Origin of the sequence: Pseudoalteromonas sp. MQS005, assembly GCF_001661605.1 — a bacterium.
In the GTDB taxonomy this organism is placed as follows: domain Bacteria; phylum Pseudomonadota; class Gammaproteobacteria; order Enterobacterales; family Alteromonadaceae; genus Pseudoalteromonas; species Pseudoalteromonas tetraodonis.
Genome location: NZ_LYRQ01000044.1, coordinates 14,023 through 39,103, shown reverse-complemented (window position 1 = coordinate 39,103; position 25,081 = coordinate 14,023). Strand labels below are relative to the sequence as shown.

Sequence of the window (25,081 nt, the reverse complement as noted above, 5' to 3'; positions counted from 1 at the left end):
AATGACGCTAAAGCAACATCTCAATCATGCTAATATGGCAGCGTTGCCACTTTATCAGCAATTAGCGCCGTCACTGCAGGCTCAAACACCTGAACTAAATAAAGAGCTTGAAGAGGCTCTAGTCAACTTGACTTTTGAGCAAGCAGTCGTGATAGTTGATAAAATGTTAAGTCAATTCAAAGAGTAGTTTATATGTCAGCTGACACTATACCAAATGTGGCTATCAGCCAATTCCCTGCAACCATTTTAGTTGTCGATGATCAACCTATTAATATTCAGATTGTCTTTCAGGTTTTAGGCAACGAGTACAATATTCTGATGGCCACAAGCGGCAAACAGGCAATAAAAGTTTGCCACGACAGTCGGCCTGATCTCATTTTGTTAGATGTAGTAATGCCTGAGCAGGATGGATTGGAAACATGCAGGCAATTAAAAGCCGATAAACAACTGGCAGATATTCCGGTTATATTCGTCACTGGTTTGCATCATCAAAAGGATGAAGATGCATGCTGGGATGCCGGTGGCGTCGATTTTATTCATAAGCCCTTTAATGCCAATACCCTACGCAACCGTGTAAAAGTGCATCTAACACTAAAAAGACAATCCGATGAACTGCGCTCTCAAGCATATCTGGATGGATTAACCGGTATTTATAATCGTCGCTATTTTGATAACGTTTTATCAATCCAACTTGCCCAACACAGACGTAATTTAAACCCTCTTGCAGTAATGATGGTGGATATTGACTACTTTAAGAAATATAACGATACGTTTGGCCATTTAGCGGGAGATGATGCTTTACGTAAAGTCGCCAATACCCTAAAGCATAGCTTTTCGCGACCGATTGACATGGTCGCCCGCTATGGAGGTGAAGAATTTGTAGTGTTGCTAGCCGATACCGATATCAATGGCGCAGTAACCGTGGCAAAAAAGATGCTCCATAATGTGTTGGAACTGGATATCGCAAACCCCCAGACTCCAACCACCAAATTGAGTATCAGCATTGGCATTGCCGTCGCAAATAAACCAGAAGACTACGATAGCAATATTCTAGAACTGGCAGACCAGCAGCTTTATAAAAGTAAACAACACGGCCGAAATACATTTTCCGTGATGGAAATTACCCCCGCACTTTTATCAGCGACTCAGACCTGAGTGGTTTAAGCTGGATTAAGATTTTTCCTTTAAAGCATCACGAATGAATATCGGCTTACTCCTAAAAGTAGATGTTTAGATGTTAAAAATGCAACTCTTCTATCCGGCATGGTTTTCCGTACAAATAGCCTTGATAGGTGTGACACCCCATACTCTGTAATAATGCGCGCTGCGCTTCTGTTTCAACACCTTCAGCTATGACTTGCAGCTCCATTGAGTCGGCTAAAGTTATAACTGCTTGGGCAATGGCTTTGTCATTACTGCTATTGATAATGTCTCGAACAAATCCTTGGTCAATTTTTAACTGATTTATTGGCAATTGCTTTAAGTAAGATAAGGATGAATAACCTGTACCAAAATCATCGATAGAGAAAGTAACTCCATGCTGCTGCAACTCTTTCATCTTAGCTTTAACATCGGGAATATTGTTTGCGAGCAGCGTTTCAGTAATTTCCAGTTTCAGCAACTGTGGATTTGCGCCTGAGATGTCTAATGCATTGAAAACACTCTGAACAAAATTATCTTTGCTAAATTGAACTACGCTTATGTTAACTGCAATGCTAAGATGTTGCTTTTCTGGCTCTAAAGACCACTGCGCTAGTGTGCTGCAAGCTTCCAGGAGTACCCACTCGCCAATGGGCACAATAAGACCTGTTTCCTCCGCTAAGGGGATAAATTGCAATGGTGACACTATTCCTTTTTCTGGGTGTATCCAGCGTAACAATACCTCAACACCAATACACTGCTTCAGGTGATTGACCTGTTTTTGATAGAAAAGTACAAATTGCTGGCTTTGTATTGCAGAGTATAAGTCGCTAATAATTGCTGCTCTTGAGTTTACTGCAACTTGCATTTGCGGGTCAAAAAACTGCACACCATTTCGACCAGCGTATTTAGCCTTGTACATAGCCATATCAGCTTGCTTTAACAAATCTTCTTTTGACAGATTTTCACTGTTAAAAAGTGTTACACCAATGCTTGCCGAACTATTGTAAGTTAGACCGTCAAGATTATATTCCCTTGTTAAATTACTCACGATTTTTTGTGCAAGTCTCTCAGCCTGGTTCGCTGCTAATGTTGGTTCATGACTTAAATCTGATGCAATAATAACAAACTCATCGCCGCCTAAACGCGCTACGGTATCACCTTGTCTCACTGAGTTGACAAGACGCTCAGCGACCTGACACAACAGCAAATCACCTTTATTATGACCAGCACTATCATTAAGGTTTTTAAAGTTATCTAAATCAAGAAAAAATAATGCTGAGAAGTTCCTTGTACGAACGCTATGATTTATAGCTCCCGTCAATCTGTCCAACAACAGACGTCGATTAGGTAGCAATGTTAATGGGTCATAAAATGCTAACTGGTGAATTTCATTTTCACGTTGTTTACGCTCAGTGATATCCCTGACAACACCGATAAAGTTAACTTCACCAGCCATTTGAACTTCAACTACACCAAGCTCGATTGGAAACATAGAACCATCTTTGCGCAAGGCCTCAAGCTCACGAATACGCCCAGTAATGTCACTGACACCACGTTCTATATAATTTGATAAGTAGCTATCGTGATGCTCTCGATGAGGTGACCCCATCAACATGCTAATATTTTTGCCAAGCGTTTCATCTTCCGTATAGCCGAAGATTTCCTGTGCGGCTTGGTTAAATGTCAGAATTTTACCACGACCATCAATAGTAATAATGCCATCAAGCAACCCTTCAACAACAGCTTCCATCTGCCTTGACTTATCACTAAGCGCTTTTTCTGCAATTATTTGGTCATTGATATCAAAATGCGTACCCAATAACCATAGAGCTTTGCCATCATTTGATCTCGATGACACACGCCCTCTGGTATTTATCCATATCCATTCACCATTTTTGTGTTTCATACGAAGATTGGCTTCATATATAGGAATAAGACCTGCTGCGTGCTTTTCAAGAATAGTTGCACAATAAGCCAGGTCATCAGGATGCGTTAACCTCTCCCACGTGCTTCTGTTTGCAGGTAATAACTCAGAAAGTGTGTAACCCAGTAATGCGGCCCATTTATCATTGATAATCAACTCGCCTGTTTGAATATTAAAATGCCATGTGCCTATATTGTTAGCGTCTATTACGGCCTTAAGTAAATTCTGACTGTTCCTTATGAGCTCTTCATCCTGTTTCTCTTTTGTAATATCTGTTCCAATTGCAATATAGCCGCTCAAACTACCACTTTCACTAAACAGCGGGTTACAAGCTATTCTCACCCAGTAGGAATTTTGCGCTTTTGAATAATTTACAACATCAACATTAAAGCCGTTCTGTTGAGCAAGCGCATCTCTCATTATTGCAACAGTGGCCGGATCAGTGTCGGGCCCTTGTAATAACTCCCCAGGCTTTTTACCCTGCATTTCTTCAATGCCATATCCTGTAAGAAAGGAGAAGGCTTCATTAATCCATATAACTCGACCTTTGACATCAGTTATTACCACACCATTGGTTGTCTGCCTTGCAACTTCAGAAAGGCGTCTTATTTCTGACTGCGCTTCAACTTGTGCCGTGGTATTGCGTATGACCACCAATACCTCATTATCATCAATTTTTTTGTATCGGGCTTCGAACGATTGATTTGACGTTTCAAAAGTGTAGTTATGATGAATCACATCATCAGTAGAAAAGGCTTGCCTTAGGCAAGCTACAAGTTCATGACCTAACTCATTGGGCAGTACCTCAAGGACAGTATGACCCAAAATGTCTTGTTGCAGTTTAAGTAAGTCAGGGTGCTCTTTGCAAACCAAAAAACGACAGTTTCGATCAATAACAAATACCATATCAGGCAGTGTTGCCAGTATTGAGGTTTTTCTTGCCATGCCTTTTAAAAACTGCTCTTGAAGTCGAGCGTGATCTTCTTTGGCAATTTCATACTCAACCATGTCTGCAAATTCGCGCAGTTCTTGCTGCTCTTTTGCTGAAAAGTCTCTGGCCACGGAGTCAATGAGACATAGAGTGCCGATGGGTTGCCCACTTGTCTCTCGCAGCGGTGCACCCGCATAAAAACGAATATGCGGCGCGTGGGTTACTAAAGGATTTGACGAAAAGCGCTCATCTTTTGTTGCATCTGAAACAATTAAAATATCCTCATGCAATATCGCATGGCCACAAAATGAGATATCACGGCCTGTTTCACAAGCGTCAAGACCCACTTTAGATTTAAACCATTGCCGGTCACTATCCACCAAAGAGATAAGGCATATTGGCACTTTAAATACAGACGCTGCTAATCTTGTAATGCGGTCAAAGCGCTTCTCTGCTGGCGTATCCAGCAAATTAGTTCGCTGTAATGCAAGTAAACGAGCAGCTTCATCAACAGGGAATTCAGGTGCATTCAAAACGTTACTCCAATAATTTGCTGCTTAATCGATTATTATCAATTGTACTGCAAGAATACAATCTTAAATGTTTTAGGCTTTCACTTGAAAGATTACCGCTTAAACCGTACTACCAGTTCATGAAGCTCATCAGCAATCTTGTTCAAATAAATAATCGTCTCTGAAAGCTGCATCGAGCTGTCATTACTTAAATCGGCAAGCGTTGAAATATTTACTATTTGCCGGTTAATGTCCTCAGCAACATGAGCTTGCTCTTCAACTGCTGCAGCCATTTGGGTCGACATAGAGGCGATTTGACCTATGGATTCTGAAATACCGCTTAACATTTTGCCGCTTTCAATAACATTAGAGAGTCCCTCTTCGGCATCAGTCGCGCCAGCATCAGCGACGTTCACAGCATCACCTGCGCGTTGCGTTAATTCGGTGACGATACCGTAAATCTCTTTAGTCGATTCTTGAGTTCTCTGGGCAAGACTTCTTACCTCATCGGCAACCACGGCAAAACCTCGACCTTGCTCACCTGCACGAGCGGCCTCAATAGCAGCGTTAAGGGCAAGTAAGTTGGTTTGATCTGCAATCTGTTCGATTATTTGCGCGGCACTGGCGATACGTGAGGTTTGTTCTGACACACCGCGCACAGAACTACCAATTTGCTCTACCGTTAGTTTTAGCTTTTGAATAGAGTCGCGGGTAACATTCGCCACCTTAGTGCCTTTTACTGCAAGATGGTTAGCAGTATCAGCCTGCGTAGCGGTATCACTGACATGCTTAGATACTTCAGCAATAGTCGTCGACATTTCGTTCATCGCGGTGGCAACTTGCATCGTTTCAGACTGCTGACTCTCTATATCTTTTCGCGTTTTTGCTGTGAGCTCCGCGCCTTTTTCAGACTCTTTGGCAACGACAAGCGCTGCACTTTCTATGCGGGTAATCACCGTGCCTAAATGCGCTAACTGACTCAGAATAGCCACTTTTAGCTTACCTAAATCACCTGTTTCATCAGTGTAACTTTGTACTGCAAGTTCATCTGAAAATGCAAGATTGAGCATCTCGTTTAATGCATTCAGGGTTTTCTTTCTATTTAATGAGACCCAAAAGGCAAAGATGATGGCAGAGACAAGCAAAGCTAACTCTGAAAGCGCTTTGAAACCGAAGCCAAATAAACCAGCACAAATGGCGATAGATAAGATTAAAAAAGCATTTTCAAGTGATATGGGTAAAGCGGCGCGTTTCGTTTTGCCGGCATTGATATCACGATACAGCTTAGCTGCTCGTTCAACGTCTTGTCTTGATGGACAAGAGCGCACAGACTCATAACCGATCACCTTACCGTTCTGTGTTACTGGCGTAACATAAGCGTTTACCCAGTAAAAATCGCCATTTTTACAACGATTTTTCACCAAGCCCATCCAAGGTTTTCCGGCCTTAAGGTAGTGCCACATTTTTTTATAGGCTTCTGGAGGCATATCAGGGTGCCTCACCATATTGTGAGGCTGCCCTATTAGCTCATGTTTTTCAAAACCACTGACTTCAACAAAGGCATCATTGCACTCAAGAATAGTCCCTTGAGTATCCGTTACTGAAATTAACTTAGTATTGCTTCCGAACGTTATTTCTCTATCAGTAACAGGAAGGTTTTTACGCATGAATGTTCCTTATCGCAAAGTATTGAAAAACTAACCTAAATTGTATTATGGCGAGTTACTTAAAAATAGATAGTTAAAGCTCAAGATTCTCTGCAGACGCCAACGCATCTTGCACATCAATCCCCAAATAGCGCACCGTACTCTCAATTTTATTATGGCCCAGCAATAACTGAATAGCACGCATTTTTTTGTCGCGTTTGTACAAAATAGATACTTTTGTTCTACGCATAGAGTGGGTGCCATAGAGGCTACTATCTAGACCAATCGAGCTGACCCATTTATGCACAAGCCGGTCATAAGCACGTGTGCCAAGGTTCGGCACAGTATGCTTTCGTGATGGGAATAAATAGTCAGTAGCGTTTAATTTAGCGTATGCTATCCAGTCTCGTTGTTTTGTAGTGACATCGGGTTATCGACTGAGTCGCAGAAAAAATAATCAGATTTGATTTTTTCATTAATAATGCCTAGCAAACCATTACAGGCTCAGCATTGAAAGATGATACAGGTAGGGCGTTAATGACGATGACTGTGCAAATAAACGTCGTCGAACAAGCGTGATATTTTGCTTAAGTATTGACCGCTTTAAGCTGCAAAGCAGTCTTTGCTGATGATCTGGTGCAATCTCCGCTTTTGGCACATAAGTAATATTCATAAAGTGCGAATACTACATTAGCTTACTTTACTGCAAAAACCGTAACCAATGTCTTCATTGAGTCACCCGTAATCATAACAAAGTACATCTTGCTCTCCACGTGCTGCCAGAATTCGGCCTCTTGTGCATATTTTTTTGCTTTTTTAGTAGCGACGCTTTCTGGTAACTCGGCTTTAGTTAGCGCAGAACATAACAGCTTTGTGCACAAAGCCTTCCAAGGATGCTTAGGTACACCGTCTGAAAGCCTTTCCACAAACCGTTCCAGTGCATGACGAGTCACCACGACAGGTCCAATGTTCGGAACGTTGATTACCTCATCGATTTCTCTCACTGTAGCATTATCGACGCTGTATTCTTCAAAGGAATATGAGAGCCAATCTTCCCGTTTCTCTACCGAGATCTGTGCTTCCTGGTAACGGGTGAGCAAGAACCTAGTCAGGCTGTAAAGTGAATGCTGAGTTGAGCGTTGTTTCTGTAACTTTTTGATGGCTCCTTTACTGACCCGGATTTGAAGCCCATTACCGCTTCGGTTACTCCCCATCACCTCTTTCATTGACAGTAGGTGATGAATAGCATAAAGCTCAGCTGCAATTGGCTTTTGCTGCTCAGGTAGCTTGTCGTATTGCTCACCTAAATTGACCTTTAGCTCGCCACCTCTTCGAAGGCCGGTCTTCCAGTAAACCGTAAACTCACCATCAATCTGCTTTGTTAACAGGGTTAATACCATCATGTTTGTTTCTCCTATTGGTTATCTATTTTTCATTCTCCATGTTTTTTCAAATATGCAAGGCGCAAAAAAAGGGGCCGAAGCCCCTTGGATCAGATATGAACTTTCGGAAAGCCCATGGCACCGTAAACATTCAGTACATCATTCCAATCCCAACTTTTCACGCCGAGTGACGTTGGTATCGGAGGGATCAGGACTTGTGTCAGAATGCCTTTCTGCCAGGCTTTTTTCTTGAGTTCATTCGCTGCATTCAGGCCAGTCTCAGAGAGATCGTGGTCTGCCCAGATGTACAGCATTTTCACATTACTTGGTGGTTCAAACCTAGCCAGTAGCGTTGCATTCACAACCGACCAACATGTCTGTCCCGTAGCTCTGGTAACCGCTAAAGCTGTTTCGATGCCTTCAGAAACACCTAATACCTCACCAGGCTCACCTATAGGAATGGCACCACCTGTGATTGTTCTGTCACTTGGTATCGGCATCATCTTTTTAGGCTTTTCAACCGGCGCTTTGAATCCATCTTCACTTAGGTAGATCCGATGAAACGTGGCCGAACGCCCTTGTCGAGTAACGATTTTACCTAGCAGAGATGGGTAACTATCGATAAACAGGCCATCTTCATCATGGTAAGGCAAGTTTGGATGAAACCTCAGCACCGAATCCCATTCAGGACGAAGCCGGGTAACAATGCCACGACGACGCAAGTAGTTCCAAACTGGTTGCGCACGAGTATCTGCAAGAGATAACGTTTCTCCCCAGGTTTGATTCAAGCGATGGATAATCGCTTTGTCCTCGTCCTGCTTTTTAGTCTTCCAGTCAACAGTGTTACTCGGTACTGCCCGAGTTGGTACTTGTCCGGGTTGAATACCTAGAACTTGGCCGATTGCTTCAATAGACTGAGCAAAGTTCCATCCATTAATCCAAGACAACAGTTCAAAGCCATCATGAAAGATACCGCAGGTATTACAAACGCCACCACCGGTATATTCAGCATCTTTGAACAGCCTAAAGCCATCACGACCGCCATGAACAGGGCAAGCCACATGACGGCCTTTTCGAGCAATAGCTGCATCAAGTTCTGGCACCAATGCCGCCAAGACTTGAAGCCATTGGCCATTGAGATATGGCCTTACTGTGTCAATTTGTAAAGGTAACGCCATATAACCTCCTTAAGTAAAATGCCGACTCCTACCACTAGTGGTAAAAGTCAGCTTGGGTCCCGCATTAGCCGTTCGGTTAATACAGGATCGTTAGTCAAGCTGGATACCGTGTCGTCTTAATAGCCACATGATGGAATCACGAAGCACATCAGGATCGACAACCGCAGCCATTGCGCAAACACGAAAGCAAAATGGCGCTATTTCGTCATTTTGAATCCACGACAACACATCCTTGCGCAATCGAGTACTGACACGACCGTCCAGCAATACACGGATTGCATCCAATAGAATGCCTTCGCGTAACTGCCAGATTTCCGTGTCAGACCAAGTGACTGGGGCATCATCAAACTCAAATAGAAATTCGAGCTGTGATGATGTGTGTTGAAGTGACTGCTTTTGTGATGAAGGAGAATGGGCAATACTCCCATTCATTAAAGATAACCGCGTTCGGCAAGCGAAACGCAGCCCTCGGATGCGACCACGACATGGTCAAGCGTTCGAATATCAAGAAGTGACAAGGCGTCACGGAGTCGATGAGTTATGCGTTTATCAGCTTCACTGGGCTCAGGATCACCCGATGGATGGTTATGAACCAGTATCACTGCTGCCGCATTAAGCTCTAGCGCACGCTTTATTACTTCCCTTGGATACACGCTCGCCGCATCTAAAGTGCCTTTGAACAGCTCTTCAAATCGAATGACGCGATGCTTTGTATCAAGAAACAGCACACCAAAAACCTCGTGCTCATACTCGTGCATCAGTGTTTGCAGGTATGAGAACGCCGATGATGGCTGTTCAATTTTGCGACCTTTAGTCAATCGACCACGGGCAAGTTTAAGCGCCATATCTAAGATATCCGCTTCAGTCACTTGGTCAGGAACGATGTAAGTACCGGCTTCTTCGCCAGCTAAGAACTTTTTGTTTTTCATAGGAGTCTCCAAAAAAACGGAGACGAACCCATGCCCTGACGGGGACGGAATCGTCCCCGCAGGGTGGTAAAATTGATGTGGTCACTGAACTAACAGTTGTTGTGTTACTTCGAATAACTCACGCTTCAGATCTTTGACGTCGTTAATCACGATGCTTTGAGGAAAGAATTTCTCAACACTGCGTGTTTGAATCCCGATCCCCAGCAGCTCAAAGCCACTTCGTCTGCAACGGTCAACAATGTCATGCGTAGCAGCCCAGTCATCTGGGTCACCATCGGTTAGCACTATCATTAGCTTTCGCTTCTGTTTTTGTGCTAACAAACTGTTTGCCGCAAACCACATAGCTTGTGCCATAGGCGTACAACCTCTTGGTTTTTGGTCAAAACAGGCGGCCCGATGTCGAACCGATTGCTTGGGCAATAACGCGATAGAAACTTCCTGATGAATACCAGGAAAATAACTGACCGCAGGTACAACACCCGGTATACCTTCCAATGCCATGGCCAAAGCCAAAGCGGCTTCATTGGCAACATGAAAGTACTTGCGATTACCTTCGCCAATAGGTTTACCCATTGAGCCCGATATATCGACAAGCAAGTGCACAGCAGCATTGGGCGCAATGCGCGGCAGCCTTTGAATAAACAATCTCGACTCACCTGCTTGGGAAGCGGCAAGACGATGGGTTGCAACTCGAAGACCGTGCTGTTTGGCATTATTCCGATTGTCCTGACTGGACTGAACCATACCTCTAAGTCGGGCTCGAATTTGAGCCGACTCAGACGCCGATAAGGTCAAGATGGCCTCATCACCCAACATAGCTTGCTCTGCTTGGGGCAAACTGAGTGGAGTGACGCCCTGATGTCCTTCAGCTTGTTCCGACAACACTTCTGCCACTTGTGCAAAGGTATCGGGTTCAAACTGAGCGGCACTGGCCTCTAAGGCTTGTCGCAAATTGTCAGCTTGATCAGAGTTATCTGAATCACCCGTTTCAGCAAAATCCCCCGTTGCAGACGAGTCTGTTTCTGGGGTTTGACTACCACTACTGTTATTGCTGTCATTACTCGAATCTTGTCCAATGTCATTACCGCTATTAGCATCCGACTCATCCTGTGGTGGACGAGATTCCTCTTCCAACATGGCAACGATGGCATCGACAAGTTTTAGCACTTCACCTGTAGATGCCAGGCTAGGCACTGCTGTCAGCATGGCGCTTAATCGGCTCATCGCTGCGGCAGGAAAGAGTTGTCTCACTCTTTCATCTACTGCTTGATACAAAGGCGTCAGCGCTTTCTGGCCCAGAAAATGGCATCTCAAGCGGAACAACAACCATGCTTGCAAGTTAGATGCAGGCTCAAGCTGTTCAGGTACACACATTTGCTGTGTGTCCACCATGTACTCAATCACTTGCGAAATACTGCGCCGGGTTCCGGGATAATCCTTTGCCAATTCGTTTTCAATGCGAACGTCCTCAATGATATTGAGAAGTGCCTTACGGATCGGTTTGGACGACGCCTTCTGCACCATGTCAAAATTAGTATGGCGAATATGCGCCGCTTCATGAGCCAGATAACCCCAAGCTATCTGTTGATAGTGTGGGTCGTCTGGGTTTGCTGTTGGGATCACAATCCGCTCACCATCGGTAAACGCATCTTGTCCTTGAATAAGCACCTTCACACCAAACTTTTCGCCATAAGCGGCGGCAACGATTGGCAGTGCGTTTTTTAATGGATGATTCATGGGAGTCTCCTAATCATTAGGGGGAATACTCCCTCAGCGGGAGCGTTTCCCCGCTGGGAATGTGAGTGTTTAAACCAGTGCTTCTAGCTTATCCAGGTCGTATTTTTGACCTAGCCAAGCCACCAATTGAGCTGGACTCTCGTGCTGCTCAAATGACGTTTTAAGCTGGTCTAAACTCAGGATGTCATCCAATGTCAGACCGTACTGGTCTTGTAACTGAGTAGACACCTCGTGTTGATATTGCAGCCAGGCCCGCTCATGAGCGGTTTGCTGCAATGCCATGTTTGGAACAAATACCATGGCCGTTACCCAAGCTCCTTGTGCGTCCGCATCTGCGATCAGCACAGGGTTCTTGGGGATCACGACACTATGTGTTGAGTACGACCGTTGTACTAACGTTCGACAACACGCCACTTCTGGTATCGATTCACTTTCAACCGCATCAGTCACACCACGAAAATGTGCTTCAAACTGGTTCAGTTGGCTGGGGTTATGGATAGTTGATTGCATAATTTCCTCTTACATAGTTCAGAGGACATGCGCCCTTCAGGGCAACATGCCCCCAAGGACGTTAGAAATAAAATGAGTTTGGTACAGTCGAACCAAGGTTTGGTCTGACGGTTGGTTGGGGTATTGCACGCAAGTTATCTGCCTGAGCAGGTACTGGCTGTGCGGGTTTAGGTTCAGGTTTGGGCATCAGTTGTCTGATATCCAATTGACCTTCACCGTGCATTCTCATCTTGTCTGGATCAGACAAAATTAAAATGGTCGCCATCAGTTCGTGATAGAGATTGTCTGTTACAGGGCCGGTCTTAGGCAGACGAACAAATAAATTGTCCATCGCTTCAACCATCGGCTGAACTCGGTGATCCAGGAAGGACAAACCATCCAACTTGTCTCTTAACCGTTTGAGAGGATTAAGGGCTCGCTGACTGATTTGATTCTTACCTGCAACGGAACGCTCAAACAGTTCGTTGGCATCACGAGCCACCTCCCTAAAGAGGGTGTGTCCCATACCATTGACCTTGTCATCTAAGCCTCCAGCTTGTTCAGCCGGTTGCATTCGATAGATGGCATAATCGAACTGAAGCCGTTGTTCCACGTCTTCGATGGGTGATAATGCACGCCGGATTGCATCTGCAAATTCCGGGTGTTTTGCAACCCAGTCAAACGTCACCTGATCATAGTTGTCCAAGAACAACTGCTTGCACTGCGCAAACTCCTGACCGATCCGGTCAAGCTCTGGAACAATCTGATCAATTCGGTCTTCAGGGACGGCATAGCCACCTAAAAACCGCACACCGACTTGCTCACACAAGCGCTGCGCTTCTTTCTTAAGCCTTTCAAAGTTCGCCAATGCCTCTGGGTCGCAAATTTTTTTACTCCCTAAGCTGGCAACATCCTTCGGTGGAAGTTGGCTGCCATTGGCTAATCTGAAATCTTCAGGTCTTAGTTTTTTTCTACCGCTCCAGATGGAACAGTCGATGTGACAAATCAAAAGTTTGTCGAGGGTTTGAATACTCATAGTGCATCCTCATGCGATATGGGGACGCACCACTCCCAGCAGGAGCAATGGCCCCCGTTTGGGTGATAGTAGTTGACGCGCTAATGGCAATACCACTATCAGAAATAGTAATTTTGCGAATCAGGCGACGATTGGTTGAGATCGATTTTCACAGGCATTAAGTCCAGTGCTTCAGCTATCGGGCGAACCCGCTCTAAATCACTGCCTAGCAACCGCAATACATCTTTTTCCAACTTCAGTTGGTCGGATACTTCTATCCCTTCAGGACTCGCTACTGTGAGCGAACACAATGCTGGTAATTGACGCTTAAAGGCCAGTAACAGCAACAATGGCCACGGGCCATCATCCGTGTTAACAATGCCTTCACCTGACACCATGCTGATTTGATTGGTACTAGGTAATCCGCTTTTGCAAAACCCTAATGACCATTCTCCAATCCTGACCTGGTTATCATCAATAACAGCCAAGCCATAGGCTTCAAGCAGCTTTGCCATATCGAACAACGCTTTTTGCGCCAGCGAGATTTGGCCATTGACGTCCTTGCGAGTACGAAACTCCCAACTGACGTTATTGGCGCACGCGACGCTATCAAGCGCATTTGAGAGTTCAAATGGCCGCCCTTGATGATCAATGCCGACTTGTCCAACAAATCTATAACCCTTGTTGATTTTCTCATTGATTCTTCGGTCTGCTTCTGCGTTAGGATCAGTCGAGTCAATCAATCGCTGCTGCGACAATTGACCAGCTTTTCCAAACCGAACTTCAATCTCCTGGTTATCTGATCCAACGTAAATGGCCCATTCTTTGGCTGTCCCATCAGAATGACTGTAACGGTAAAGAGCAAAGCACTTTTCCATCATCAATCCTCCCAGTGGTCACCGAAGACATCAGCGGCAATACGGTGAATGGCTTCACGTTGCTCCAACTCAGCACGAGCCGTCAAAGACCGAACCAGTGCATACTCCACTGCGTTAGGAGCGCCTTTAAAAGCAAGTGTTAACTTTGCCCAGCGCACCAAGGTCCGAGTGGACATGGTGATACTAAGCTCTGCACCGCCATCCGCGCCCCCAATAAAAAGACGACGAATGTCACCAGCCACCTTCACCATTTTTTGGCGAAAGACCTCTGGTAAGCCCGGCGCAACGTTCTCCAGAATGGCTTCCTCTACAGAAGGCTCTGCATAGGTCGCTTCGATGATTCTAAAGCGATCAAGGAAAGCCAAATTCTGTTGAAGCACGCCTTGATACAAGCCCGTTTGGTCACCGCTGCCCGCACTGTTGCCGGTAGCGATAAAACGAAACTTGTTGTGTGGCATGATGATCTCTCCGCCATTTTGTGCGATGACCAAAGGGGCACCTTCCAAAATGTCATTGAGCCCAGCCAGTTCAGCAGGCTCAGCAAGATCCATTTCATTAATGATCAGCAAATGGCCATGCTTTACAGCCAGTGCCAGCGGTCCATACACAAAGGTCATGTTGCCATTAACCAGTGTGTGGTGACCGATAAGATCGGACAATTCCAATCGACCGTGCGCAGTAATTTGCTGAACAGGCCAATTCAATCGAGAAGCGACTTGGCAAATTAGCGAGGTCTTCCCGCATCCAGTAGGGCCTGTAATATACAAACCGTCACCGTCTGGGTTAGACAAGAACGCCAATACGTCACGTAAGTCTTCTTTTCTAAAAACATACTCGTCCTTGCGAACGGGAATGTTTGGATGGGTAGTGTCGGCACTAAATCCTTCCAGAACGAAAGCATCAGGAGCCGGGACATTAAACGCTTGATTCACTTGAACCAAAAATGGGGATTGTTCAGTCATGGTAAACCTCATCAGTTTTGACGAGGCCCCATGCCCCAGCAGGGAATGAAGTCCCCGTCGGGTGGTATGTTGATTGTGGTATGGCTGTGTATGTAAGAGTTCAGCTCGCTCTATCATTCGTACCCAGCATGGGCTACGAGTGAAACTGCTTTCTGATGCACTCGATGTAAGCGCATGAGAAAGGAGCCGAAATCGGCTCCAAGTGAACGTTAAAAGTAAAATGAGCTCGGCGAGTCACCTGGCAGAACCAAGTTCTCTTGCTCAAGGCTGATTTTGATTGGTGTTTCAACGGGCTGCTCTGGCTTATTGGTGCTGATGCGCAACCGCTCTTGTGGCGCTTTTCTGTAAGCGGCTAAAACCTGTTCGTCCAGTTCGCCTAATTTATCGGTGGCCAATTGCTTATAGTCCACAGTGCCCGCCATCATGTAGCGGCTGAGTTTGACCCCAGCATAATCCGCATGAGCGTAATTACCCATCATAGCGACCAATTTTGACTGAGCTTCTCGCATTTCCTCTTTCAAAGATTTAATGTGATTTTCCAGTCGGACAACTTCGGAATGTGCTGAGCAATACTGCCGAGACAGCGATGTCCAGCGGTATTGGGCTTCACCCTTGGGAACAAAACAATCTTGTTCAGGGCATTTTGACGGTTCTTTTTTGGTCTGTACTAACTCCCAAAACTGAAGCGCTGTTTCTTGCAATTCAGTTAAGAACGCCGCGTCTCGTTGTATTTCAAACTCAATCAGTTGATCCTCAAAATAGAATACCAACCAACCACGCGTGCTATTGGCGACCAGTATTTGATGCTGTACTTGCACCCAATACAACTGGTACGCCTCGCTTTGTTCTCTGTGAGCTTGCACATCCTCAAAAACTGACTGGCAAGGACATTTCAGTTCAACGGGTTCGCCCGCATCGTTGATGCCATCAAAGCTGGCTCGAAAGATTGCGTTATGATCAGCTTCAGCACATAACGGCAGAAGAAAGTCATTATGCGCATTCTCAAATGCTCGCCTTGCTTGAGGCTCCAACCGTATACCGCGAAGCACATTAGGATTATTTGACAGGTCTTCCGGTAATACGAATCCGGTTTTTTCTGCCCATAATCGCCAAGGTGTTTTGTAGGGTGAACGCCCCATAATAATTGGGGCTTCAGATGCCGTAACCCCTGCAATGCGCCACTGGTGCCATGCAGGAGTACGTTGTGATAGGTCGATAACCTTCATATTGCCTCCTTTGAGGGGAGACTCCCCCGAAGGAGAGAACTCCCCTTCAGGGTTAAGTGGTTACTTTGCAGCTTGTGCTAACGCTGTTTGGTGCTGAACAACACTTGCTTGAACCGAATCAATTGCCGCTTTACCGGCTTGAATCGAACCTAAGACAAGGGCAACAACCAATACCAAGCGAAAAAGTGAGGCTGATTTAGTCATGGAAGATCTCCAAAAAAAGACGAGACCTTCCCCCTGACGGGAGAATAATCCCGACAGGGTTAGTAGAATGAATGCGTGGCGCTAAGAAGCTAAAGGCTGTGTGAGCGCTTTGGCTGCTTGTTGCTGTGCATTAAATATTTCTTGTTTCGCAAACGTCAGTTCAACACCTTGAAAATGTTCATTGGCATATTCCAATGCACTATTCCAAGCATTTGAAGCTTCCGCCCGCTCGATAAGCTTGTAAACAAGCCCTCGGGTTCGATCATCAACTTGCTCGGGTGGAATCACAGATGGCTCAACAACATGTGTTGCTTGGCCTTCGATAATTCGCTCCGCTTCGTCTTGATCGAAAATTCCCACAAAGCCAAACGCAATGCGGGAACACTGGATCATGGATTTATGTCTTAGCATTCGCTTAGTGTGCGTCTGCCATGGACCATCTACACGGTAAGGGCCATTTTTGCCGTTACCTTCAAAAGGCGGTCGATAGACTTCATCCAGGTATTCAGTGATTTTGACTGGGTGCGAACGGTCGCGCCGGTAGATGATGCATTCCATCCATTCCGGGCATTCTTTCGCGCCATCCAGTGAGACTTTGTTTTCTGAAGTCTTAAACTCCATGCCATCAAACTGGTCGTGTTGATTGATGATGCGAGACCATCCATCGACACCTACCACTGGAATAATCCCAGCTTGTTTATCAGGGAACGCAAAAATCTCTTTGGTGAAAGGGTTCAAGCCGTACTGATCTGCAACTACCAAGAGCGCCATCATCTGCTCATTGGTCGGTGCACTACCGTCACGTTGCTTGAATGCTGTTGCTTTTAGGGTATCGAACAGTTTGTTTGGATCGACACTAAAGCGCTCAGCAAAGCGTTGGATTAGCTTTGGTTTTTCCATTGTGGACTCCGACAATCAAAGTGGGAGTCTGCCCCGACGGGAAAGTACTCCCGGCTGGGTTAAAGCGTTTTCGCTCGGTTAAAAATCTGGTTCAGGATAAGTTTGTGCCCAATTAGCTTGGGAGCCCGCATCATCCGCCGGTGATGGCTCAGATGCTTTGTTCACACTATCAAGAAGCAGAAACTCGTCCGCGTCCACTTCGGTCAATCGATGCTTAATGCCATCTTTCTCCCATGAGCGCGTGCGCTGAGGCCCTTGAACAAAAAGCTTCGCTCCTTTTTGGATTAAATCTTTTGCTCTTAGCCCTAACTTAAATCCACCACGATCTCGAAAAACGACCCGATGCCATTCCGTATGCTCTTTGAGCTCATTGGATTGACGGTCGCGCCATTTCTCAGAAGTGGCCAGCGAAATGCTGGTCACTAAATCACCTGATGGATAGGCTCGCGTCTCTGGCTCAGAGCCAACGTAGCCTATGAGTGTTACTTGGTTTTTCATGATGTTCTCCTCGTCTTAGTTGAACTCTGTGCACACAGTCGTTTCTGCCCGGCTGGGCAAAGAAGGCTGACGGCGCAGATAGGTTGGTATTTCGAGTAAAGCCATATCGTACTGATGTGGCTCTTTGTAAAACGCAGATGTCAAACGGGGCATACCAGGAGCTTTAGGCACTGCCATTGGACGACGTTTTGGTGTTGGTGTGAGCAAACGCTTGATTTGAGTAAGGACAAATCGAAACGGGCGCACGCTTTGACGAGCAACCAATCGCAAAAGCGACCAGCTCAGTTTTGCAAGCAACATAATGCCTGCGATTTGGATAATAAATCCGAAGATATATTCCATTGGTGACTCCTTAATTTAGTTTTGAAGGAGTCACCCCCAACTGGGGAAAACTCCCCCAGTTGGGTGGTGAAAAGGCGAACCGCAAGGAACGCATGGTTGAGCATGTAAAAACATGCAGGCTATTTGTTTAAGGAGGCTAGCTACCTCTTAGTACCACTGAGAAAACTCAGCGGCGGGCTTCCTTTGAGCTCATGCTCTCAGGCGCAGATATCACTGAAACAGATCAGCAATATTTGAAAGTCAGTGTAACCGTCTTATCCAGACAGGATAGTCAGAAAGATGCTCAATTCTTCCACCTAGCTGAAAGGCCATTACCTCACAGAGGATTAGGCTAGGAACTGATTATTGTCATATCAGGAGCAAACTTATGGCCCAAGCAAAACCCAATTACTCAAAACCCATCTTTGAACAATCATTTACAATTAACAGCTTACAGGCGCAACGTGTCGTTGACCGTGTTTTTAGACGGACGGTCAGTGCGCTTTACGGAATCGATGTCATCCTGCGCATCATTGGCGATGAGAACGAAATTGATGAAGTGGAACAGATCATTAGCCAGTTGATCGAAGATTGCGCTAAGGCGGTAGACAACGAACAAGATCGTTTGGACAAACTGATGGAGTCCAATGGCATCGATGAAGTACCTGACTACACCGACCCGATAACCTTCAACGCCAAAATCAGCTCGCCCCAGGTTGGCCAGTTTGTCGGCTTAGTTCGCAAACTCGATGCATTGATGATTTCAATGGACACACTTTGGTTATCTAGCGTGCTTAGCAACAAACAACGTGTTGATGGCAACTACGCATGGCAACAGCGCATTATCAAACTGGCTCGACGCATAATTGATATCGAAATTCGAGCACGAAAATCAGCCCAAGCTAAGGGTAAAGAAGCAGAAGTTGAGCAAGCTGTGCCTTCAACCGATGACGATATCACTGAAGAGGAAACAGATACCCCCGCCAACTAGCCAACTGGGCTCCCATCAACCAGCCCCTCTCGAAGGGGCTCTTCTAAATTGCAGTTGTGGACTTTGTAAAACAGTTTTGGACAGAAATGAGTTAGAGCCGACCAGTGGCTCTGTGTCATAAGCGTACTTGATACAAAACAAAGGCACCTCATGCATGTATCAAAAGGTGCCTTTTAATTGATTAAAAGTCGTTTTTATTTTTAACCGCTAATACTTGACCGTTTTTTGCAATTTGGAAGTAAAGCTTATCTTCGTTGCTAGCATTAGATGCACTAACTACATAGAAATTGTCTTCAACGCTAGCAATCGAAAGTTGAGATTTATCAATATTCTTCCATGACTCATCTAACTTACCAACTTCAAAACCCGCGTCTTTAAATGTCATCTTTTTGATCAAGGTGGCAGAAATGCTAATTGCTTTCTGACCGCTGATAACCCCATGATCGCCATGTGCTTGCACATTACCAGTAATTAGAACACCACAAAGTGCAATAATTGATATTAGTTTGTTCATTTTAGTCTCCATCTCGTATGAAATTCGTAAAGTTAAATTAGTTATTGTTTAAGGCCAATAACTTTATATTGCCCTTTAACCATTAGTTGTATTGAAACAGGCTTGTCTGATTTGTTTTTCCAGTACCAGCCATGAGAACCAGTAAATGGCGTGGTATAGCTACCTTTCATTTCATTAGTAGTAGCAATGGCATAGCTTTCAAAATAACCCGTTGTGTCACCTTCAGGCTCTCCATGTAAATCGAAGTACAATGAAGCACCATCGGTTAACCATTCATAGGTCATTTTTTCATGCTGCTTCATATAAAATTTATATTCGATGCCGCGTCCCGCTGGAACGGTCACTTCTATTGTTTGAAACTCATCGGTGCCTTTAGTTGTCTCTAATGACGTTGTTTCCACTTCAGCCGCTTGTGCAAGTGCTGTTAAACCTAACTTGCCACCGAGACCTGTCGGATCGATGTTGTACTCTGCTGGTAAGATAAAGGTAACCAGAGTAATAGCCGCGACGACGACTGCTGAGATACTCGCTTTAACGAGTGTTTTGGTACTAACTGTATGTTGCATAAGATTCTCTTTTTGTTTTCTCTAATTTGTCGCGTATTTCTATTGATTGAATCAATTAAATAACGAAATAACCTGTAAGTTGATAGCCCATCAACATCACACCAGCGCTCATTAATGCGCCATTGGTAATTGTTGAAAATCGTTGGAATGACGGTAATTTTCGCCACGCATTTATCAAAATAAGTATCAGTGCAAGTGCCGCAAATTGACCAAGCTCGACACCAATATTAAACGCAATTAAATTGGTCACTAAGCCATCATCCGGAAGGCTGAATTCTTGTAACTTGGTTGCTAAACCAAAGCCATGAAACAAACCAAAAATCAGCACTGTCCATTGAGTATTAGGTTGCCAATTAAAGCAACGCTTAAAGCCGCCCAAATTATCAAAGCCTTTGTAAATTACCGAGAAACCAATAATGGCATCAATTAAATAAGCATTAACTTGAATATCGCTTAACACGCCAAATAGCAATGTTGTGCTATGTCCAATAGTAAACATAGTGACGTACAAAAGTACGTCACGGCTGCGATATAAGAAGAAGATAACACCGACTAAAAACAACAAATGGTCATAGCCCGTTATCATATGCTTAGCGCCTATGTATAAGAATGGAATAAACTGAACACCCGTATTTTGCTCTAAAAACGCTCTGGTTTTGTCATCAACTCCGTGAGCCAAAGCTTCAACACTGATAAGCGCTAACAGCGCAATCGTCAGATAGGTCAGTACTTTAATCATGTTACTTGGCATCTTGTGACTCCAATACTTCAACATCAGTCAAAATAGACTCCTTTTCTTTATGTAAAATTCTATACAAGGCAGGAATGACAAACAGGGTCAAAATCGTTGACGAAATAATGCCGCCAATGACCACTGTTGCTAGAGGCCGCTGAACCTCTGAGCCTATGCCCGTATTTAGCGCCATAGGAATAAAACCTAATGATGCAACGAGTGCCGTTGTTAGCACAGGTCTAAGACGCGTCAGCGCACCATCAAAGATTGCTTTATCAAGTGCCAGCCCATCTTTGCGCAGCTCCCTAATAAACGACACCATAACCAAACCATTTAGAATGGCTATGCCCGATAAGGCAATAAAGCCAACCGCTGCCGAAATTGAGAACGGAATATCTCGTAGTAACAGTGCAGCAATACCACCTGTTAATGCGAGCGGAACCCCCGTAAAGATGATCATGGCATCTTTAAATGAGTTAAGTGCGAGGATTAACAAACCAACAATCATGATTAAAGTGACAGGTACAACAATACTCAGGCGCTCTGAAGCGGATTGCAGTTTTTGATAAGTGCCGCCATATTCCACCCAGTAGCCTGCTGGAACTTCTACGTTTTCTTCAATAACCGTTTTAATATCACCAACGAAACTTCCTAAGTCTCTTCCGCGAACATTGGCAGTTACCACCACTCTCCGTTTACCATTTTCACGGTTAATTTGGTTTGCACCAGATATCAACTCAATATCAACTAATTCTTTAAGCGGTACTGAATGTCCATCAGCCAAAGTTATCGGTAAATAAGGTAATGAATCGATATCATTACGCTTAGACTCTGCAAGACGCACTACAATATCAGAACGGACATCGCCTTGATAAAACTTACCTGCGATTGTACCGCCCATAGCCGTTGCCACTTGAGACTGTACTTGGCTGATGCTAATACCAAACTGCATCAGTTTTTCACGATTTGGCACAAGACTAAGCATTGGTAAGCCAGTAGTTTGCTCAACTTGTATATCTACGGCACCTTCAACCTGCGAGATTGCACCCTCTATCTCGTCGCCTAACGTGGTCAACGTATCAAAGTCATCACCAAACACTTTTATCGCAAGTTCAGCTCTGACCCCAGCTAACAATTCGTTGAAACGCATTTGTATTGGCTGCAAGAACTCATAGCGGTTACCCGGAATTGGCTCTACTAGCGCGGCCAGCTCTTCTACAATTTGTACTTTAGTTTTGTCAGGATCAGGCCATAACTCGCGAGGTTTCAAGATAATAAAGTTATCAGCGACACTTGGCGGCACGGCATCCGTTGCAACATCGGCTGTGCCTATTTTGGCAAAGACGCGTTCAACTTCTGGCATTTGTTTAATTTTATCTTCTAAAGATTCCTGAAGCGCGATTGCTTGAGACAATGACGTACCCGGAATTCGCAGCGCGTGCATGGCAATATCACCTTCATCCAAATTAGGCGCAAATTCACTGCCTAACTTAGTTGCCTGATAACCTGTAAAGCCAACTAATACTGTTGCGACTACAACAACTAACCAGCGGGCTTTTAATACATAGCTCAAAGCGGGCTTGTAAAGAACAGCAGCACCACGAATTATTGGGCTATGTTTTTCTTTCACGGGCTTTTTAAATAACAAGGCAACCATAGCGGGTACAAAGGTAACCGATAACACCATAGCGCTAAGTAACGCGATAACCACGGTGATCGCCATCGGGTGGAACATTTTGCCTTCAACGCCTTCTAAGGCAAAAATTGGTAAGTAAACAGCGGTGATAATAAACACGCCAAATAAAGCTGGGCGTATGACTTCTTTTGTTGCTTCGAAAACGACTTCCATGCGTTCTTTTAGCGGCAGAGGATTGTTTCCTGCTTGACTTAGCCTGCGAAGACAATTTTCTACAATGATAATGGCACCATCGACTAACAAGCCAAAATCTAACGCGCCTAAACTCATCAGGTTTGCACTCACGCGAGTTTGTACCATACCTGTCACTGTCATCAACATGGCAAAAGGGATCACTAAGGCAGTTAAGAATGCGGCTCGGAAATTCCCTAACAAGACAAAAAGTACAACGATAACCAGAACCGCCCCTTCGGTCAGGTTAAGCTGAACCGTTTGCAGGGTTTTATCAACTAATTTAGTGCGATCATAAACAGCGGTTGCGACAATCCCTTCTGGTAAAGTGGCGTTAATTTCTTTGAGCTTTTCTCCCACGGCATGGGCAACGGTGCGGCTGTTTTCACCAATAAGCATGAACACCGTACTCATTACCACTTCACGACCATTTTGTGTAGCAGCACCAGTTCTTAGCCCTTTGCCGTTTTCAATATCGGCTACGTCTTTTATAAAAATTGATGAACCATCAAGCGACTTAAGCGGAATATTACCAATGGCAGTCATATCAGTAACCTGACCGGGCAGCCTTAACAACCACTGTGCGCCATTTTGCTCAATAAAGCCTGCACCTTGGTTTTGGTTGTTTTGCGAAATTGCATCAACCACATCGGCTTGTGACAGCCCAAAAGCAAGTAACTTTTCAGGTTTGAAAGCGACTAATATTTCACGCTCAAATCCGCCTATCGGGTTCACTTCTACTACACCCGGCACCCGCATTAACTGTGGTCTTATTGTCCAGTCATGTACGGTTCGTAAATCCGTTGGTGTAATAGGCGTGCCATCAGCATGTGTAGCATCAGGCTCAGCATCAACGGTGAACATGAATATTTCACCAAGACCTGTCGCAATTGGCCCAAGTTGAGGCTCTAAGCCCAGCGGTAATTCAGCGCGTGCCGCTGATAAACGCTCATTAACAAGCTGACGGGCAAAATAGACATCAGTATCATCACTGAATATTGCAACCACTTGAGATAGGCCATAACGAGAAACTGAGCGGGTATAGGTCAACCCCGGTAAACCCGACAACGCGGTCTCTAACGGAAAGGTTACCCTTTGCTCAACTTCTAACGGAGTAAAACCAGCCGCTTCGGTATTGATCATTACCTGCACATTGGTGATATCGGGCACTGCATCAATCGGTAGTTTGGTAAAATTCCAAATACCTAGACCTGAAACCGCTAATACCATCACCATCACAAGGAATTTGCGCTTTATTGAAAAGCGTAAAATTGACTCCAACATTTATACACTCCTAGTGATCGTGTGATGCGCCAGACTTTTCAATGTCGGCTTTTAAGATGTAGCTATTGTCGGTCACGTATTCGGTTCCCGCTTTTAAGCCACCTAATACTTCAATCCATTCGCCTCCAGCGCGGCCTAACTCAAGCATACGAACTTCATACTGCTCACCCACTTTGGCGTAAACGACAGTAAAATCTCTAAAGCCTTGCAAGCCCACACGTTTAACTGCCAGTGGCACATCAATAGTGGCAATTTCTATGTCAGCTTTAACAAAACTGCCTTCAGAAAAGAGGCCATCAGCTAATTCGACCCAAACTATTCTTGCCTGATCATCTCTCACGCTAGGCTCAATAAATGACACCTTACCTGCTAGGGTTTCCTCATGACCTTCAACATTTAACGTTACTGGCGTTTCCAGTTTCACCTTGGAATAATCCGAAGGATAAACCGCTAATTTGGCAATATGGCGATTAAAATTAGTAATGGTCAGTAAGGTTCTACCACCCGTTTGCTCACCCGCGTTTGCGAATAACTGGGTAACAACACCGTTAGTGGGCGCTTTAATAACGTAGGGTTTAAGACTTTCATTACTCTCTACTGTGAACAGCGTTTGGCCTTGTTTAACAGTTTCACCGTAATTGACATGTAACTTGGTGATTTCACCATCAAAACGGGCAGCAATGTTTCGCTTAGCGTCCACAGGTAAACTTAATTTGCCATAAGCGGGAATGGTTTGATGAATGGTCGCAGGGCCTGCAATTTCAGTGTTGATTTCCATTGCATCGGCAACTGCCTGTTCAATAGTGGTGCGACCTTCGAAGTTGTCATATCGCCAATTGTACTTTTTACCCTGATAAGTGGCTTCAATGGCAACAACAAAAGAGTGAGGCTCATAAATGACCATATCACCGCGAAGAAAATCACCTTGGGCATTAAAGTTAATATCATCAGTACCATCGCCTAAGCGAATTAATTTTACGCTTAAATCGACTTTCTTTGGGTCTATTGGCTGTCCACCATTAGTCGCCCAAACTCGAAATTCTGGTGGCACACCTGTTTCAAAAATAGATAGCTCTATTGCAAAGTCACCATCTCGTAACATGCGCCCACGGTGTGGACCTTTCTCTGGTTCAGCTTGCTCTGTTGCTGGTGTTGATGATGCAACAGCATTAGGTGCGATGACACCTGTTAATGAGATAAGTATCGCCAAGCTCAGTGACGACAGGATATTTTTATTTTTCATAAGTTTGC

Annotated in this window: 25 protein-coding genes; 3 read left to right on the top strand and 22 right to left on the bottom strand. The window is 44.9% G+C overall.

Going from position 1 to position 25,081, the window contains the following annotated elements:
* A partial coding sequence (locus A9479_RS19980) for a hypothetical protein (RefSeq protein WP_064663815.1) occupies positions 1-187 on the top strand: 187 nt, incomplete at its 5' end.
* A gap of 5 nt (positions 188-192) precedes the next feature.
* Positions 193-1,155: a diguanylate cyclase gene (locus A9479_RS14605; protein WP_064663814.1), complete on the top strand. Its 963-nt coding sequence runs from the start codon at positions 193-195 to the stop codon at positions 1,153-1,155.
* An 82-nt stretch (positions 1,156-1,237) separates the two neighbouring features.
* Here the strand turns inward: A9479_RS14605 and A9479_RS19750 are convergent, their stop codons facing one another.
* The 17 genes from A9479_RS19750 to A9479_RS14525 form a co-directional block, all read right to left on the bottom strand.
* The gene (locus tag A9479_RS19750; protein WP_082918342.1) at positions 1,238-4,531 is read right to left on the bottom strand and encodes an EAL domain-containing protein; all 3,294 of its coding nucleotides are present in this window, start codon (positions 4,529-4,531) and stop codon (positions 1,238-1,240) included.
* A gap of 92 nt (positions 4,532-4,623) precedes the next feature.
* Entirely contained in the window at positions 4,624-6,177 is a 1,554-nt protein-coding gene (locus A9479_RS14595; protein ID WP_064663813.1) for a PAS domain-containing methyl-accepting chemotaxis protein, read from the bottom strand.
* Between the two features lie 73 nt (positions 6,178-6,250).
* Positions 6,251-6,556 (bottom strand): tyrosine-type recombinase/integrase, encoded by a 306-nt coding sequence (locus A9479_RS14590; protein ID WP_082918341.1) that lies wholly within the window; start codon positions 6,554-6,556, stop codon positions 6,251-6,253.
* Between the two features lie 295 nt (positions 6,557-6,851).
* The gene (locus A9479_RS14585) at positions 6,852-7,559 is read right to left on the bottom strand and encodes a hypothetical protein (RefSeq protein ID WP_000989526.1); all 708 of its coding nucleotides are present in this window, start codon (positions 7,557-7,559) and stop codon (positions 6,852-6,854) included.
* 89 nt (positions 7,560-7,648) lie between these two features.
* Entirely contained in the window at positions 7,649-8,716 is a 1,068-nt protein-coding gene (locus A9479_RS14580) for a primase-helicase zinc-binding domain-containing protein (RefSeq protein WP_064663812.1), read from the bottom strand.
* 90 nt (positions 8,717-8,806) lie between these two features.
* A complete protein-coding gene (locus A9479_RS14575) occupies positions 8,807-9,148 on the bottom strand; it encodes a hypothetical protein (protein ID WP_064663811.1) in 342 nt (113 codons plus the stop codon).
* Entirely contained in the window at positions 9,148-9,645 is a 498-nt protein-coding gene (radC, locus tag A9479_RS14570; RefSeq protein ID WP_064663810.1) for a DNA repair protein RadC, read from the bottom strand. The genes A9479_RS14575 and radC overlap by 1 nt, the downstream gene beginning before the upstream one ends.
* A gap of 81 nt (positions 9,646-9,726) precedes the next feature.
* Positions 9,727-11,382, bottom strand: coding sequence for a VWA domain-containing protein (locus A9479_RS14565; RefSeq protein WP_064663809.1), 1,656 nt, complete (start codon positions 11,380-11,382; stop codon positions 9,727-9,729).
* Between the two features lie 69 nt (positions 11,383-11,451).
* Positions 11,452-11,892 (bottom strand): hypothetical protein, encoded by a 441-nt coding sequence (locus A9479_RS14560; protein ID WP_064663808.1) that lies wholly within the window; start codon positions 11,890-11,892, stop codon positions 11,452-11,454.
* Positions 11,893-11,953: 61 nt separating this feature from the next.
* Positions 11,954-12,907: a DUF3150 domain-containing protein gene (locus tag A9479_RS14555; protein ID WP_064663807.1), complete on the bottom strand. Its 954-nt coding sequence runs from the start codon at positions 12,905-12,907 to the stop codon at positions 11,954-11,956.
* A 98-nt stretch (positions 12,908-13,005) separates the two neighbouring features.
* The gene (locus A9479_RS14550) at positions 13,006-13,767 is read right to left on the bottom strand and encodes a hypothetical protein (RefSeq protein WP_064663806.1); all 762 of its coding nucleotides are present in this window, start codon (positions 13,765-13,767) and stop codon (positions 13,006-13,008) included.
* Positions 13,767-14,726, bottom strand: coding sequence for an AAA family ATPase (locus A9479_RS14545; RefSeq protein ID WP_007104990.1), 960 nt, complete (start codon positions 14,724-14,726; stop codon positions 13,767-13,769). Before A9479_RS14545 ends, A9479_RS14550 begins: the two co-directional genes overlap by 1 nt.
* A 209-nt stretch (positions 14,727-14,935) precedes the next feature.
* Positions 14,936-15,952, bottom strand: coding sequence for a YqaJ viral recombinase family protein (locus A9479_RS14540; protein ID WP_032475122.1), 1,017 nt, complete (start codon positions 15,950-15,952; stop codon positions 14,936-14,938).
* Positions 15,953-16,012: 60 nt separating this feature from the next.
* Complete coding sequence (locus A9479_RS19975) at positions 16,013-16,156, bottom strand: hypothetical protein (protein ID WP_015066581.1); 144 nt, start codon at positions 16,154-16,156, stop codon at positions 16,013-16,015.
* An 81-nt stretch (positions 16,157-16,237) separates the two neighbouring features.
* Positions 16,238-17,056: a phage recombination protein Bet gene (bet, locus tag A9479_RS14535; protein WP_000414662.1), complete on the bottom strand. Its 819-nt coding sequence runs from the start codon at positions 17,054-17,056 to the stop codon at positions 16,238-16,240.
* Positions 17,057-17,134: 78 nt separating this feature from the next.
* On the bottom strand, positions 17,135-17,554 hold the full coding sequence (locus tag A9479_RS14530; protein ID WP_064663805.1) for a single-stranded DNA-binding protein: 420 nt from the start codon (positions 17,552-17,554) through the stop codon (positions 17,135-17,137).
* A gap of 15 nt (positions 17,555-17,569) precedes the next feature.
* Positions 17,570-17,896 carry a hypothetical protein gene (locus A9479_RS14525; RefSeq protein WP_064663804.1) on the bottom strand — a complete coding sequence of 109 codons (327 nt, stop codon included), beginning with the start codon at positions 17,894-17,896 and terminating at the stop codon, positions 17,570-17,572.
* A gap of 367 nt (positions 17,897-18,263) precedes the next feature.
* Here A9479_RS14525 and A9479_RS14520 point away from each other — a divergent pair, with 367 nt between their 5' ends.
* On the top strand, positions 18,264-18,866 hold the full coding sequence (locus A9479_RS14520; RefSeq protein ID WP_064663803.1) for a hypothetical protein: 603 nt from the start codon (positions 18,264-18,266) through the stop codon (positions 18,864-18,866).
* 181 nt (positions 18,867-19,047) lie between these two features.
* Here A9479_RS14520 and A9479_RS14515 read toward each other — a convergent pair whose 3' ends face one another.
* From A9479_RS14515 to A9479_RS14495, 5 genes are read right to left on the bottom strand one after another with little or no spacing between them, the layout of a single operon-like run.
* Positions 19,048-19,380 (bottom strand): DUF6488 family protein, encoded by a 333-nt coding sequence (locus A9479_RS14515; RefSeq protein WP_064663802.1) that lies wholly within the window; start codon positions 19,378-19,380, stop codon positions 19,048-19,050.
* Between the two features lie 41 nt (positions 19,381-19,421).
* Entirely contained in the window at positions 19,422-19,946 is a 525-nt protein-coding gene (locus A9479_RS14510) for a hypothetical protein (RefSeq protein ID WP_064663801.1), read from the bottom strand.
* Positions 19,947-20,001: 55 nt separating this feature from the next.
* Complete coding sequence (locus tag A9479_RS14505) at positions 20,002-20,697, bottom strand: HupE/UreJ family protein (RefSeq protein WP_064663800.1); 696 nt, start codon at positions 20,695-20,697, stop codon at positions 20,002-20,004.
* Positions 20,687-23,830: an efflux RND transporter permease subunit gene (locus A9479_RS14500; RefSeq protein WP_064663799.1), complete on the bottom strand. Its 3,144-nt coding sequence runs from the start codon at positions 23,828-23,830 to the stop codon at positions 20,687-20,689. The genes A9479_RS14505 and A9479_RS14500 overlap by 11 nt, the downstream gene beginning before the upstream one ends.
* Positions 23,831-23,840: 10 nt before the next feature.
* Entirely contained in the window at positions 23,841-25,073 is a 1,233-nt protein-coding gene (locus tag A9479_RS14495; protein ID WP_064663798.1) for an efflux RND transporter periplasmic adaptor subunit, read from the bottom strand.
* Between the last annotated feature and the right edge of the window lie 8 nt (positions 25,074-25,081).